At 70.4% G+C, this 12,889-nt stretch carries 15 protein-coding genes; 5 read left to right on the forward strand and 10 right to left on the reverse strand.

Annotated elements, in window-relative coordinates:
* Positions 1–137: 137 nt before the first annotated feature.
* From ACWEVN_RS40475 to ACWEVN_RS40485, 3 genes are all read right to left on the reverse strand, one after another.
* Positions 138–485, reverse strand: coding sequence for an RNA polymerase-binding protein RbpA (locus ACWEVN_RS40475; protein WP_452054823.1), 348 nt, complete (start codon positions 483–485; stop codon positions 138–140).
* Between the two features lie 226 nt (positions 486–711).
* A complete protein-coding gene (locus ACWEVN_RS40480; RefSeq protein ID WP_452054824.1) occupies positions 712–1,473 on the reverse strand; it encodes a thymidine kinase in 762 nt (253 codons plus the stop codon).
* Between the two features lie 21 nt (positions 1,474–1,494).
* Positions 1,495–2,895 carry an MFS transporter gene (locus ACWEVN_RS40485; RefSeq protein WP_449687995.1) on the reverse strand — a complete coding sequence of 467 codons (1,401 nt, stop codon included), beginning with the start codon at positions 2,893–2,895 and terminating at the stop codon, positions 1,495–1,497.
* A 244-nt stretch (positions 2,896–3,139) separates the two neighbouring features.
* On the opposite strand from ACWEVN_RS40485, the gene ACWEVN_RS40490 reads away from it, so the two are divergent.
* Complete coding sequence (locus tag ACWEVN_RS40490) at positions 3,140–3,808, forward strand: transglycosylase family protein (RefSeq protein WP_449687996.1); 669 nt, start codon at positions 3,140–3,142, stop codon at positions 3,806–3,808.
* 4 nt (positions 3,809–3,812) lie between these two features.
* Here the strand turns inward: ACWEVN_RS40490 and ACWEVN_RS40495 are convergent, their stop codons facing one another.
* Positions 3,813–4,604: a glycerophosphodiester phosphodiesterase gene (locus ACWEVN_RS40495; RefSeq protein WP_449687997.1), complete on the reverse strand. Its 792-nt coding sequence runs from the start codon at positions 4,602–4,604 to the stop codon at positions 3,813–3,815.
* 66 nt (positions 4,605–4,670) lie between these two features.
* Here ACWEVN_RS40495 and ACWEVN_RS40500 point away from each other — a divergent pair, with 66 nt between their 5' ends.
* Complete coding sequence (locus tag ACWEVN_RS40500) at positions 4,671–5,051, forward strand: hypothetical protein (protein WP_449687998.1); 381 nt, start codon at positions 4,671–4,673, stop codon at positions 5,049–5,051.
* 57 nt (positions 5,052–5,108) lie between these two features.
* On the opposite strand, the gene ACWEVN_RS40505 is transcribed toward ACWEVN_RS40500, so the two are convergent.
* From ACWEVN_RS40505 to ACWEVN_RS40520, 4 genes are all read right to left on the reverse strand, one after another.
* The gene (locus tag ACWEVN_RS40505) at positions 5,109–6,089 is read right to left on the reverse strand and encodes a tyrosine-type recombinase/integrase (RefSeq protein ID WP_452054825.1); all 981 of its coding nucleotides are present in this window, start codon (positions 6,087–6,089) and stop codon (positions 5,109–5,111) included.
* Between the two features lie 537 nt (positions 6,090–6,626).
* Positions 6,627–7,067, reverse strand: a complete 441-nt coding sequence (locus ACWEVN_RS40510) for an SRPBCC family protein (protein ID WP_449688000.1) — start codon at positions 7,065–7,067, stop codon at positions 6,627–6,629.
* Between the two features lie 3 nt (positions 7,068–7,070).
* Positions 7,071–7,409, reverse strand: coding sequence for an ArsR/SmtB family transcription factor (locus ACWEVN_RS40515; protein ID WP_310976082.1), 339 nt, complete (start codon positions 7,407–7,409; stop codon positions 7,071–7,073).
* The gene (locus ACWEVN_RS40520; protein WP_452054826.1) at positions 7,406–7,852 is read right to left on the reverse strand and encodes an SRPBCC domain-containing protein; all 447 of its coding nucleotides are present in this window, start codon (positions 7,850–7,852) and stop codon (positions 7,406–7,408) included. Before ACWEVN_RS40520 ends, ACWEVN_RS40515 begins: the two co-directional genes overlap by 4 nt.
* Positions 7,853–8,082: 230 nt before the next feature.
* Between ACWEVN_RS40520 and ACWEVN_RS40525 the strand changes: the two genes are divergently transcribed.
* On the forward strand, positions 8,083–8,688 hold the full coding sequence (locus ACWEVN_RS40525) for a TetR/AcrR family transcriptional regulator (RefSeq protein ID WP_452054827.1): 606 nt from the start codon (positions 8,083–8,085) through the stop codon (positions 8,686–8,688).
* Positions 8,672–10,294 (forward strand): acyl-CoA dehydrogenase family protein, encoded by a 1,623-nt coding sequence (locus ACWEVN_RS40530; RefSeq protein WP_452054828.1) that lies wholly within the window; start codon positions 8,672–8,674, stop codon positions 10,292–10,294. Before ACWEVN_RS40525 ends, ACWEVN_RS40530 begins: the two co-directional genes overlap by 17 nt.
* Here the strand turns inward: ACWEVN_RS40530 and ACWEVN_RS40535 are convergent.
* Together ACWEVN_RS40535 and ACWEVN_RS40540 are read right to left on the reverse strand one after the other, a co-directional pair.
* A complete protein-coding gene (locus tag ACWEVN_RS40535) occupies positions 10,291–10,785 on the reverse strand; it encodes a pyridoxamine 5'-phosphate oxidase family protein (protein WP_452054829.1) in 495 nt (164 codons plus the stop codon). The two genes, ACWEVN_RS40530 and ACWEVN_RS40535, sit on opposite strands and share 4 nt — an antisense overlap.
* Before the next feature lie 83 nt (positions 10,786–10,868).
* Positions 10,869–11,402: a TetR/AcrR family transcriptional regulator gene (locus ACWEVN_RS40540; RefSeq protein WP_310976073.1), complete on the reverse strand. Its 534-nt coding sequence runs from the start codon at positions 11,400–11,402 to the stop codon at positions 10,869–10,871.
* A 77-nt stretch (positions 11,403–11,479) separates the two neighbouring features.
* Here ACWEVN_RS40540 and ACWEVN_RS40545 point away from each other — a divergent pair, with 77 nt between their 5' ends.
* Entirely contained in the window at positions 11,480–12,691 is a 1,212-nt protein-coding gene (locus tag ACWEVN_RS40545) for an FAD-dependent monooxygenase (RefSeq protein WP_452054830.1), read from the forward strand.
* Positions 12,692–12,889: the final 198 nt, after the last annotated feature.

Consider the following 12,889-nt stretch of genomic DNA (forward strand, 5'->3'; position numbering starts at 1 on the left):
CGTTGGACGCACCCAACGCCACATTGGGGCGCATCCGGGGGGCTGGTGCCGGGCATGCGAAAGGCCCCCGCGGGGGGAGGTCGCGGGGGCCTTTCCGTTGTGGTGGGAGCTGGGCTACAAGGCCGAGCTCTGGAGGGTCACGCCGACCGGGAGGTGCGGCGGCCCTTCAGCTCGGCGAGACGTTCGTTCAGCAGGTCCTCGAGCTCCGGGATCGTGCGCCGCTCGAGCAGCATGTCCCAGTGGGTGCGCGGCGGCTTGACTTTCTTCTGCTCGGGCTGCCCGCCATCGACGATCTCCGATTCGCTGCCGTGCAGGCGGCACTCCCAGGCCGTCGGGATCTCGGCGTCGTCGGAGAACGGCACCTCGAACTCGTGGTTCTTCGGGCAGGCGTAGCGCACGGTGCGACGTGGGGCGAGGTCGTGGTTGCGGTCGGTCTCGTAGCTGACCGCTCCCAGCCGGCTTCCACGAAGAACACGGTCGGCCATAGTGGGGTCCTTTCAGTCAGCTCCGGGGTGGAGCCAGGGTGTTGCTCACCCTATGCAACGACCCGCGGTCCCGGAGGATTCCCGGAACACCATGTCGTTGCTCACGATGAGCTGCGTCACCCGCCTGCATTAGCTTCCACTAGTAGGAGGCATTTCGCGCTCCGGCGTGACGTCAATACGGCCTTCTTAGTGCTGATATCCCCCGGATGGGCTACTCGCGTCTCGCTCAGGTCAACCGTAACTGACCGTGATGGGCGGTAACCGGCCCCAAGTCACCCGCTCGGAAGTGGCGGCGACACAATACCTGATAACGCACCGTAGTGAATTCGGCCTCAAAACGTACTGAAGCTGAAGTTTCAACTACGGATTGTTCGGTATCTGCCACCACGACGGTATCGCCCTCGCGCACCACCTCGCCGTCCACCACCCGCGCGTTGAACCGCCCCGGCAGCCCGCACCAGCACAACACCTCCACCTGAACCGGCTGCAACTCGTCCGCCAGTTCGAACAGACGGGCGGCCCCCGGGAACAACCGGCTCCGGAAGTCCGTCGCGATCCCGAAGCAGTAGACGTCGATCTCCACCTCGTCGGCCAGCTCCGCCAGCTGATCGACCTGACCGGGGGAGAGGAACTGCGCCTCGTCCACCACCACGTAGTCCACGTGCCGGCCCTGCGCCCACTCCTGCCGCACCAGGTCACGCACGTCGGTGTCCTCACCGACCTCCACCGCCTGCCGGGTCAGCCCGATCCGGCTGGAGATCTGCGGCGCCCCCGAACGGTCGTGGCGCACCAGCACCAGCCCCCGGCGCCCCTGCCGCGCGTGGTTGTGGTCGATCTGCAGCGCCAGCGTCGACTTCCCGCAGTCCATCGGCCCGTAGCAGAACTTCAGCCTGCCCACCGGCGGCGTCCCGCGGCGCGAACCCGCCGCGGGAACCGACGACAGGGCATCGGTGGGATCAGGGCCGGCGGCGTCGTCGATCAAGGTCACGACGCCCGACCCTATCGGTGGCTACAGAACCTCCGGCGGGGTGTTGCCCGCCGCCACGATCGCCCGCCGCACCGGCACCAGCCACACCAGCACCAGACCGGCCGCGAAGAAGATCACCAGCGCGATGATGGCCAGCCGGAACGACCCCGTCGCCTGCCCGACCCCGGCGAACACCAGCGGCCCCAGCCACGACGTCCCGCGCTCGCCCACGACGTAGAGCGAGTAGTACTGCGCGTCCTTGCCCGCCGGGATCATCTGGCTGAACAACGACCGCGACAACGCGTTCGTCCCACCCAGCACCAGCCCGATCCCCACCGCCACCGCCAGGAACTGCAGCATCTGCCGCGGCTGCACGAAGTACGCCCCGCCCAGCACCACGATCCACACCACCAGGCTGCCCAGGATCGTCCGCTTCGCCCCCCACCGCCGCGCCACCAGCCCGTGCAACGTCCCACCCAGGTACGCCACGAACTGGATCACCAGGATCGTGACGATCAGCACGCTGTTGCCGAACCCCAGCTCGTCCTTGCCGTACTGCGCCGACACCGTCACCACCGTGTTGATCCCGTCGGTGAAGACCAGGTAGCTGCCCAGGAACGCCAGCGTCAGCGGATACGCCTTCGCCGCCACCAGCGTCTGCCGCAGCTCCGCGAACCCCGCCCGCAGCACCGACCGCCCCGGCGCGACGTCCACCGGCACGTGCCGGCGGGGGAGCCGCCGCACCGCCGGCACGGTGAACGCCGCCCACCACAGCCCCGACGTCAGGAAGCAGATCTGCACCGCCAGGTCCTGATCCACCCCGAACAGGTCGTGCTTCAGGTAGAACCCCAGCTGCAACGCCAGCGCCAGCCCGCCACCCAGGTACCCGAACGCCCAGCCCTTCGCCGAAATGCCGTCCCGCTCGTCCGGCCCGCCGATGTCGGCCAGGAACGAGTAGTAGACGACCAGCGAACCCCCGTACCCGATGTTCGCCACGATGAACAGCGCCGCACCCAGCTGCCAGTCCGAGCCCGTCAGGAAGAACATCCCCGCCGCGGCCGCCGCACCCAGGAACGCGAACCCGCCCAGGATCCGCCGCTTGTTGTGACTGCGATCCGCCACCGCACCCGCGATCGGGAGCACCAGCACCTGCACCACCGTCGCCACCGACAGCAGGTACCCCCACACCGAACCGGCGGGGAAGTGCAGTCCGAACAACGTCACGTCGCAGTGGTGCAACGTGTCCGCCTCGCCCGCCGCGTCCAAGCACGCACGGTCCCCGTTAAGGGTGATGTTCGCCTTCGCGTCCGCCGCCGCGATCGGGCTCATCGACAGCGCCCCGAACACCGTCGTCGTCGACGAATAGAACGGCGAATTCGCCCAGTCGTAGAAATACCAGCCCCAGCGCTCGCGCTTGGTCGAGCGCGTCCCGGCCAGCGTCATCCACGGCTCCTTCGGCTCAAGAACTTCCAGGTCAGCGCGGAGACTACGGGGACGCGTCGTCCCCCGAGAACGCGCCACCGAAACCGTGTCCGGTTTGTCGCTTCGTGATCATCCGCCGCCCCGCCACGACACCCCGTTCGCCCCTCACGGCGTGTCGTCGGCAAAAGTGAACAGTGTTTCATGTGAGACTTGAGCGCTCATCGTGTCTGTTGTGGTCATTGGGACACGCTCCTACTGTGCACCCATGATCCAGAACCGCCGACGCACCGTGACGAGCCTCCTGCTCCTCGCCCTCGCCGCCATGGGTCTGCCGCTGCTCAACCCCGCCACCGCCGCCGCGGACCCCGCGGCGGCCGCCTGGGCCAAACTCCGCATGTGCGAGTCCAGCGGCCGCTACGCCACCAACACCGGCAACGGCTACTACGGCGCCTACCAGTTCGACCTGCCCACCTGGCGCAGCGTCGGCGGCCAAGGCCGCCCCGACCAGGCCGCCCCCGCCGAACAGGACTACCGCGCCCTCTACCTCTACCGCATGCGCGGCTGGCAACCCTGGCAGTGCGCCGGCATGCTCAAACTCGCCGCCGACGCCGACGCCCGCAGCAAACGCGTCCCCAGCTACACCGAATCCGCCTACATCGGCGGGGGAGGCCTGCCCACCCCGCCACCCGGCCCCGGCGGCCCCCGCCCCGCCTGGCCCGGCGTCGTCTACGCCTACGGCGACTGCGCCGACGCCCTCAAGACCTTCCAGCTCCGCATGAACGCCTTCGGCTACGGCTTCACCGGCACCGGCTGCTACCTCGACAAGACCCGCACCGCCGTCCTCGACCTCCAGCGCGCCAACGGCATCAAGGACAGCGGCCTCCTCGGCCCCAAGACCTGGGAAGCCGCCTGGACCGGCAAACCACCCCGCTGAGCCGTCAAGACTCCTGCGACCGCCGCCACGCACCCCGCTCGATCAGCACCTCACGCAGCAGATCCGGCCGGTCCGTCACGATCCCGTGCACCCCCAGGTCCAGCAGCATCCGCATCTCCGCCGGATCGTCGATCGTCCACGTGTGCACCTCGATGCCCGACCGCCCCGCCATCGCCAGGAACGCCTTGTCCACCACCCGCAACACCCCCTGCCGCACCGGCACCTGGGCCATCGCCCCCAGCACCAGCCGCCCGAGGGGGAGCAGCGGCAACCGGCCCCGCGCCCACAACGCGAACGCCGACCGCGGCCCCATCGCCGTCACCAGCCGCGGCCCCGCCAGCTTCCGCAACCGCACCAGCCGCGCGTCCGAAAACGCCGCCCCCGCCACCCGGTCGAACGCCCCCGTCCGCTCCAGCACCCGCACGAACGGCTCCACCGCCCGATCCGCCTTCACATCGACGTTGAACCGCGCGTCCGGCAACTCCTCCAGGACGTCCTCCAGCCGCGACAACGGCGCCTTCCCACCCACCTTCACGTTCTTCAGCTGCGCCCACGTCTGCGCCGCGATCGGCCCCGACCCGTCCGTCGTCCGATCCAGGTTCGGATCGTGGTGGACCACCACCACACCGTCCGCCGTCGCGTGCACGTCCGTCTCGAGGTACCGGTACCCCTCCGCGCACGCCCGCTCGAACGCCGGCAACGAGTTCTCCAACCCCGCGAGGTCACCGAGGTGCCACCCCCGGTGCGCGAAAGCACGGGGGACCGGGTCGGCCAGGTACGGAAACGAAGCCTGCATCCCCCAAGTGTGCCCTTCCGCCATGACCCCGGCATGAGCAAACGGTGGCCAGCTAGGGTCTCCCGGGTGAGGGAAGCCGCCGAACTGACCCAGCCGACCACGATCGACATCGCCCCGGCCCGCCGAGGCGCCCCCAAGCACTGCGGCTGGTGCGGACGGCGCCTCCCCGAAGGCGGCAACGTCGGCCGCCGCCGGCGCTACTGCGGCCAATCCTGCCGCCAGCGCGCCTACGAACGCCGTACGGCCCTGCAGCGCAGCGGCCTGCCCGAAGACGCCGTCGTGCTCTCCGACACCGAGATCGCCGCCCTCCAGGACCGCCTCTTCCAGCTCCGCTGCGCCGCCGAAGACATCGTCACCGCCGCCGACGACGGCGCCGACCCCCGAGAACTCCGCGGCCTCGCCGCCGAAATCGCCCGCGCCGCCAAAGACCTCGAACAACTTCGCTGACCCACCCCCGGCCGCCGTGTCGTCCCTCCCAACACACGTGTCGTCCGTTCCGGAACCTCAGCCCAAGCTGTCCAACGCCCGATAAGTCCGGTTGCTCGCCGCCGCCGCGCGCTGCTCGCGGCCCGTCGCCTCGATGTAGTTCTGGCTCGTCGCCAAGCTCGCGTGCCCCAGCAACGCCATGATCTCCGACGCCGTCGCCCCGTCCTCCGCCAGCCGCGTCGCGAACGTGTGCCGCAACGCGTGCAGATTCGCCCCCACCGGCACCCGGTCGTGCAACCCCGCACCCCGGTAACACGACTTCACCAGGTACTCCAGCGCACCCCGCCCGATCGGCTCACCCGCCCGATCCAGCAGCAACGGCGAACCAGGGGAGAACCGCACGTTCGGGAACCGCACCCGGCACGACTCCCGGTACCGCTCGATCAGCTCCGCCAGCACCGGCTGCACCGGAATCGACCGATCCCGGCTGCCCTTCCCCTTCACGTGCAACCGCAACTCACCCGCGCGCCCCACCAGCGACCGCGACGTCAACGCCCGCATCTCCGCCGCCCGCAACCCCGCCACCAACCCCAGCGCGATCACCAGCACGTCCCGCTCCGGCCACGGATCCCGCGCGCGCCGCGACCCGGCGGCCGCCGCCGACAGCAGCTGCTCCGGGGTTTCCTCGCCCCGCAACGGCTTCGGCGTCAACGCCGGCGTCCGCGGCCGCGCCACCGCACCCATCGGATTGCCCGCCAGCAGCCCGTCGGCCACGCAGAACGTCAGGAACTGGTTCCACGTCGACCACGCCCGCAGCACCGAGCTCTTCGCGTGCCCGTCCGCGAACACGCCGAACGCCGACCGCAGCGCCGGCCCGGTGAGGTCGGCCACCTCGAGGTCCTCGGCCGGACGGCCGAGCTCCGAAACCAGGAGAGTGGTGATGCCGGCGAGATCGCGGCGGTAGGCGTCGGTGGTGTGCGGGGAGTCCTTGCGCGGCCGGCGGGCCGCGAAGAAGGCTTGCTGGGCCTCGGAAACCTTCATGTGGATCTTGTACCGCACGCCACCGACAGTTTCCGCGTCCGGGCCCGAACCCGGCGTTTCATGCATAATGGCAATTATGCATGAAACGCCGGTCTGACCCAGGGATCTTCCCCGGGGGACACGAGGATCCTCCCGAGGCCGTTTCGAGCCTCCGGACGCCGCTGCACGCCACTGCGGGGCATACGCACACATGTTCGACACGACCCGGCCGGCGACCCGGGGTTCGGGAGGCCGAGGCCGCCGATCCGTGGTCGCCAACCGTGCCGCACAGCAACGCCAGGGTGACCAAACCTCGGACAGTTTCGTCACCGTGACGTTTTGAGGTCGAGTGGCCGGACATCGGGTTCGCGTCCCTCAGGGGATGCTCCCGGGCCTCTCAGGGCTCAGATCGGCCAACTGCCGGCCGAGTGAGAGGTCGAAACCCTGACAGGAGCCGTCCTGGCGAAGCGAACGCTCCTGCAACCTGGACAACACCCGACCCCGGATCCGACCCCTCCCGGGCTGTCCGCCCAGCACGTCCCTAAGTGCCGATAATGTACATTATGTCAAGTAACGTCAGTGCCAGTCGCTGATCATCACGTCCCGCGGTGCCGGGGCACCCTCCCCGGTCTCCACGAGCTGCTTGAGACTCATCAGGTAGATCGCCCACTTCGTGCTGCAGTGGTGCATGAACTCGACCGCCTCGCGCCAGCCTTCGTGCTTGAACAGCACGATCGTGTAGTCGTCGCGCTTTTCGAGCTCCCAGCGGATCGTCGTGCCGAGCCACTCCGGCGGCCCGTCGACGACTTCCCAGCGGACGAGCCGGCCCGGGTCGAGTTCGAGGACCTTCATGTCGAAGCCGCCCGGGATGAAGCGGAACGCGATGACGCCGCCGGGTTCGGTGCTGCCTTCGGTCTTTTCGGTCCACCAGCCGGCGAGGCCGTCGATGGTGGTGAGCGCGTCGAAGACCTGGTCCGGGGTGGCGTGGTGGATGCCGATGCGGTGCAGGATGTCCATTTTCTACGGCTTTCTCTTCTTCTCGATGGTTTCGGCGATGGTCTTGATGCGGCGGAGCCGGGCGTCCCAGGCGTTGCCGACGTCGGTGAGCTGGGCGACGGCGCGGGCGAGCTGGGTTTCGTCGACGTGGAACTGCTTTTCGCGGCCGGCGCTGCGGGCGTGGACGAGGCCGGCGCGGTCGAGGACGGCGAGGTGCTTGGCGACGGCCTGGCGGGTGACGGGCAGGTGTTCGCTGAGGCTGGTCGCGGTGCCGCTCCCCTGGCTGAGCAGCAGGTCGAGCATGCGGCGGCGGGTGGGGTCGCCGACGGCCGACCAGAGGTCGTCGTCCACGGCGGTGGTCACCGGGTGGCTCCGAGCTGGGCGGCGCAGGCGGGCAGGCGGGGCAGGAAGTGGTCCCAGCCGGTGACGTGGTCGGCGTATTCGGCGGCGATCTTGGCTTCGTCCCAGCCGCGTTCGCGGAAGCCGGTTTCGGTCATTTTGAGGCGGGTGCCGGTGGCGGTGGGTTCGAGGTCGAAGACGACGAGGAAGGAGTTGCCGGGGGCGGCGGTCTCCCCTTCGGCGTGGGTCCAGCGGAAGGAGAAGTGCCGGGGTGGGCTGGCGTCGACGACGGTGAAGCGGACCCAGGAGCCGCCGAAGCCGATGCGGCCGTCTCCCCCGGGTTCGACGGGGTATTCGGCTTCGTCGGGCCACCATTCGCGGAGGTGTTCGGGGCTGCTGACGACGTCGAAGACGACGTCGGGGTGGGCGTCGATGTGGATTTCGCGTTCGATGCTGCCGTGTTCCATGTGAGGCTCCTTGTGCAACTTTTTGTTGCGTGTCACGTTAGCTCGGCGGGCGCCGATGTGCAACCGTCGGTTGCGCGTAGGTTCTTTTCGACCCAGGCGACGTCGTGCCATGCGCCGTGTTTCCAGCCGACCTGCCGGTAGACGCCGGCGGGTGCGAAGCCGAGGGCGCGGTGGAGCCCGATGTGGACCCGGCCTTGCTGAAGCAATGAATCGGTGCTTCACTTCTTGACGTGCCCTACCGCCGCACCCCGAAGGTGCAGGAACGCCTCGACGCCCAGCGCGAGACGATCGTCGCCGCCGCGACCCGGCAGCTGGCCGAACACGGCTACGGCGGCTGCTCCGTCGCCGCCGTGGCCGAGCGGGCCGGAGTGGCCGTCGGCAGTGTCTACCAGCACTTCCCCACCAAAGCCGACCTGGTCGTGCACGTCTTCCGGCAGGTCGTGACGCGGGAGGTCGAAGCGGTCCGGACGGCGTCGGCGGAGGCGGGTGCCCCGGCCGAACGGGTCCTGGCAGCCGTCGACACCTTCGCCCAGCGCGCGCTCAAGGCGCCGAAGCAGGCGTACGCCCTGCTCGCCGAGCCGGTCGACGTGCTCATCGATGCCGAGCGGCTGGAGTTCCGGCGGGCCTTCACCGAGGTCATCGCCGAGCACGTCGCCGCCGGCGTGCGGGAGGGTGTGCTGCCGCCCCAGGACGGCCGGCTCACCGCCGCTGCGCTGGTCGGCGCCGCCGCCGAGGTCCTGATCGGGCCGTTGACCAGCGGGAACGCCGGTGACGTCGCCGAGCTTCGCACGTTCATCCTTCGCGCTCTAGGAGGCTCCGATGCCCGCCACGCATGAGGTCACCAACCAGGTCCCGCCGCTGGTGGGGCACGACGTCGCCGACGACCCGGCGCTGCTGGCCGGGCTCGAGCGGGCCGGTGCGGGCTGGGCGGCCGGCGAGCTGCACGAGCTGGGCCGGCTGGCCGGGACCGAGCAGGCCCAGGAGTGGGGCCGGCTGGTCAACGAGAACGAGCCGGTGCTGCGCACGCACGACCGGTACGGCCACCGGGTCGACGAGGTGGAGTTCCACCCGTACTGGCACGAGCTGATGAAGGTCGCGACGGCCCACGGCCTGCACGGCACGCCGTGGCGGGACCCGCGCGAGGGCGTCCACGCGGCGCGGGCGGCGAAGTTCTACGTCTGGGGTCAGGTCGAGGCCGGGCACAGTTGCCCGATTTCGATGACCTACGCGGCGATCCCGGCCCTGCGGGCGACCCCGGAGCTGGCGGCGCGCTACGAGCCGCTGCTGGCGGCGACCGAGTACGACTTCGGCCTGCGCGAGCCCGGCACCAAGCGCGGGCTGCTCGCGGGGATGTCGATGACCGAGAAGCAGGGCGGCTCGGACGTCCGGGCGAACACGACGACCGCGACCCCGGCCGCCGACGGCAGCTACACCCTGGTCGGGCACAAGTGGTTCACCTCGGCGCCGATGTGCGACATGTTCCTGACGCTGGCGCAGGCGCCGGGCGGGCTGTCGTGCTTCCTGCTCCCCCGCGTGCTGCCGGACGGCTCGCGCAACCCGATCCGGCTGCAGCGGCTGAAGGACAAGCTGGGCAACCGGTCGAACGCGTCGTCGGAGATCGAGTACGACCACGCGGTCGGCTGGCTGGTCGGCGAGGAGGGCCGCGGGGTCCGCACGATCATCGAGATGGTCAACAACACCCGGCTGGACTGCACGCTGGGCAGCGCGTCGGGCATGCGGCTGGGGGCGGTCCGGGCGGTGCACCACGCGACCCACCGGTGGGCGTTCGGCAAGGCGTTGATCGACCAGCCGCTGATGGCGAACGTCCTGGCCGACCTGGTCTTGGAGTCCGAGGCGGCCACGACGGTGGCGATGCGGCTGGCCGCGGCGGGCGACCGGCGCGACGACGAGCAGGAGCAGGCGTTCCGCCGGCTGGGGCTCGCGGTGTCGAAGTACTGGGTGTGCAAGCGGGCGCCGGTGCACGCGGCCGAGGCCCTGGAGTGCTTCGGCGGGAACGGGTACGTCGAGGAGTCGGGCATGCCGCGGCTGTACCGGGAGGCGCCGCTGTCGTCGATCTGGGAGGGCTCGGGCAACGTCGCGGCGCTGGACGCGTTGCGGGCGATGGGCCGGCAGCCGGAATCGGTGGCGGCGTTCTTCGCCGAGGTCGAGCAGGCGGCCGGCGGCGACGCCCGGCTCGACGACGCCGTGGACCGCGTCCGCAAGGAGCTGACGGACCTGGACGGCATCGAATACCGGGCCCGGCGGGTGGTCGAGTCGATGGCGCTGGTGCTGCAGGGTGCCCTGCTGGTCCGCCACGGTCACCCGGCGGTGGCGGACGCGTTCTGTGCGTCCCGCTTCGGCGGCGACTGGGGCATCGCCTTCGGCACGCTCCCGGCCGGCGTGGACACGGGAGCGATCCTCGAGCGCGCCGCGGTGCGTTAGCCGACGCGCTCGGCGCGCTGCCGGGCCAGTTCCTCGACCGCGCTGGGCAGGGTGGTCTCGAAGTCGATCAGCTTGGCCCAGGTCGGGGTGATGACGATGCGGACCATGCCGTCGTAGAGCGAGCGGACCTCGCGTTCCCACTCGACGCGCTGCTCGGGGGTCATCTGGTAGGTGCCGTTCATCTGCAGGTACTCCTCCGGGATGCCGTCGACGACGTCCAGTTCCGCGCGGCCGCGGACGAGGAGGATCTTGGGCGGGTGGACCTCGGTGTCGATGGTCAGGGCGACCGCGGGGTTGGCGCGTAGGGACGGCAGCTTCGGGGAGTTCTTCGTCGTGCACAGCACGATCTGCGAGCCGTTCCAGGTGAAGGCGATCGGGATGCTGCGCGGGGTGCCGTCCTTGGCGACGTAGGCCACGCGGGTCACGTCGCGGGCCAGCAGTTCGCGGCTGAGCGGGCGGTCGAGGACCTCGGCGATCTCGTTCTGCTGCATGGTCGGTCTCCTTGTCCGGTGGCCTGTTCTGCCCCGGGGACGGAGCCGCCCGGACGTTCTCGACACGCGCCGCGAAGATTTTTTCAGCGGCCGAGGGCGTCGAGCGCGCCGGCGACCGCGGCGGCCTTGAGGTCGGCGACCGGGACGTCGGGGAACTGCATGCAGACGTCCTGCAGGCCGCCGAGGGCGAGGATGGCCCGGGCCTGCTGGTCGAGGGTGGGTGCCGGGCCGCAGATCAGCGCGGTGAGGCGGGTCCGCCAGGCCAGGACGCGGTCGATGAGCCCGAGGTCGGCCAGGGTCGGCATCTCGGCCAGCAGCATGACGACGTCGGCGCGGTGGCGGTGGTTGAAGTCGAAGAAGCCTTCGATCAGCTCGCGGACCGGGGCGTCGCCGCGGGCTTCCTGGGCGAGGAGGAACTCCTCGCCGTCGTCGAGCAGCGGCTGGACGATGCTGAGGATGAGGTCGTCGCGCGACGGGAAGTGGTAGTAGAGCGCGGGTTTGGTGATGCCGAGCCGGTCGGCGATGTCCTGCAGGCTGGTGCGCTGGACGCCTTGGCTGGTGAACAGGTCGCGGGCGACGTCGAGGATGCGCTGCTTGGTGTCGGACGGTTTCGGCACCGCCCCAGCATAACTGACTTAACGATAGGTAAGGAACTGTGGTACAACTTACCGACCGTTAAGTCAGGGAGGTACTCATGCGGATCCTCGTCTCCGGCGCGAGCATCGCCGGACCGGTGCTGGCGTACTGGCTCACCCGTCACGGCTTCGACGTCACCGTCGTCGAGCGCGCACCACAGCTGCGCAAGACCGGCGGCCACGCCGTCGACCTCTTCCGGCCGGCCGTGGACATCACCGAACTGATGGGCGTCCTGCCCCGCGTCGAGGCCGTCGCCACCGGCACCACCCGGATGACGCTGCACCGCGAAGGCAGCCCCAAGCCCCTGCACGTGGACCTGTCGAAGGTCTTCCAGGCCACCTCCGACCGGCACGTCGAGGTGATGCGCGACGACCTGTCCGAGATCTACTACGACGCCGGCCGCGACGACGTCGAGTACCTCTTCGGCGACTCGATCACCGGCATCTCCCCCGACGGCGACGTCACCTTCGAGCACGCCAAGCCGCGCCGCTTCGACCTCGTCGTCGGCGCCGACGGGCTGCACTCGAACGTCCGGCGCCTCGTCTTCGGGGAAGAAGCCGGGCTGACGACGTTCATCGGCGCGTACCTGGCGGTGCTGTCCCTGCCGGACACCCTCGGGCTCGACGGCGAGGCCGTCACCCACCTCGGCCCCGGCCGCACGGCGTCCCTCTACAGCGCCGGGCACCTCGACGACGCCCGCGCGGTGTTCCTGTTCCGCCGCGACGAGCCGCTCGACTACCACCACCGCGACGTCTCCCGCCAGCAGCAGCTGCTCCGGGCAGCGTTCTCCGGGATGCATCCGCAGGTCGACGGCTGGCTGGCCGGTCTCGACGGCCCGGGCCCGTTCTACTTCGACTCGATCACCCAGCTGCGGCTGGACACGTGGTCCCGCGGCCGGGTGACGCTCGTCGGCGACGCCGGCTACTGCCCGGGGCCGGCCGTCGGCGGAAGCACGAGCCTCGCGGTGCTGGGGGCGTACGTCCTGGCCGGCGAGCTGGCCGAGGCGAACGGGGACCACGAGCGCGCCTTCGCCGCGTATGAACGGGAAATGGGCGAGCTGGTGCGCCGCAGCCGGGCGTTCGCGATGGGGGCCGCGCGAAGCCTGATCCCGGCCTCCCGCGCCGGAGTCTGGGCGCTGGCCCGCGGCGGGCAGCTGGTCTCGGCGCTGCCGGCCGGGCTGACCCGGGCGATCGCCAAGCTCAACACCGGCGGCGTGCGGATGCACGACTCGATGCGGGTCAAGGACTACGCGGTGAAAGCGACGGCATGACGCCGGAGGGGACCCCCAGGTGGCAGCCCCCTCCGGCTACGACGGCGGGGTTCTTTCGAACACGGTGGCACACCGGCGGAAACCGGGCGGGGGGGGGGGGGGGGGGGGGGGCCCCCCCCCCCCCCCCCCCCCCCCCCCCCCCCCCCCCCCGGATCGCGGCGACGGACGGCAAAAGAAAAAAAAAAAGAATTATTGTAT

Source organism: Amycolatopsis sp. NPDC003861 (assembly GCF_053605405.1).